General features: G+C 46.2%; 1 protein-coding gene. It reads left to right on the plus strand.

Annotated elements, in window-relative coordinates:
* Positions 1–770, plus strand: a 770-nt coding sequence (locus ACTJKG_RS27730) for a PIG-L family deacetylase (protein WP_440741037.1), incomplete at both ends; no start/stop codon positions are given.

Here is a 770-nt window from a genome sequence, read left to right on the forward strand (position 1 = left end):
GATCATGTAGAGTTTGTTCTGGATGAAGCAGCGGCTTCTGAACTCACCCGTTTTGATACGCCATGGCTGGTTAAAGATTGTTCATGGGAAGATAATGTGTTGAAGAAGAAAGCCGTGATCTGGTTAGCCGATACTATTGGTAAACCGGTATTGAAGTTAACCGAGGAAGATTATAACAATCACGGGATGGCGCAGCTGGCTGTGGAGCAAGGCCCGGTGTACAACATCAATATTGATATTTTTAACCAGATACAGCATACCATTACTGGCTGGCCGGGTGGCAAGCCCGATGCGGATGATTCGCAGCGTCCGGAGCGTGCTTTGCCTGCCAAAAAACGTTCTATCATTTTCTCTCCGCATCCTGATGATGATGTGATCTCCATGGGAGGTACTTTTATCCGTTTGGTGGATCAGGGGCATGATGTGCATGTGGCTTATCAAACTTCGGGTAATACCGCCGTATGGGATGATGATGTATTACGTTACATGGAGTTTGCTATTGATTTTACCAACTCTATTGGTGAAGACAGTGGTCATCTGCATCAGTTATATGAAGAGATGCGGGCTTTCTTTCCGAATAAACAGCCCAACCAGATCGATACCCAGGAGATCCGCAACGTAAAAGGCTTCATCCGTAAAACAGAAGCTATCTCGGGTGCCCGTTACGCGGGTTTGCCCGATGATCATATCCATTTTATGGCTTTGCCTTTTTATGAAACCGGCAAGACCAAGAAAAACGCGGTGGGCGAGGAAGACATTCTTTTAACCAT

It is taken from the genome of Mucilaginibacter sp. 22184, from assembly GCF_052045695.1.
Lineage (GTDB): Bacteria > Bacteroidota > Bacteroidia > Sphingobacteriales > Sphingobacteriaceae > Mucilaginibacter.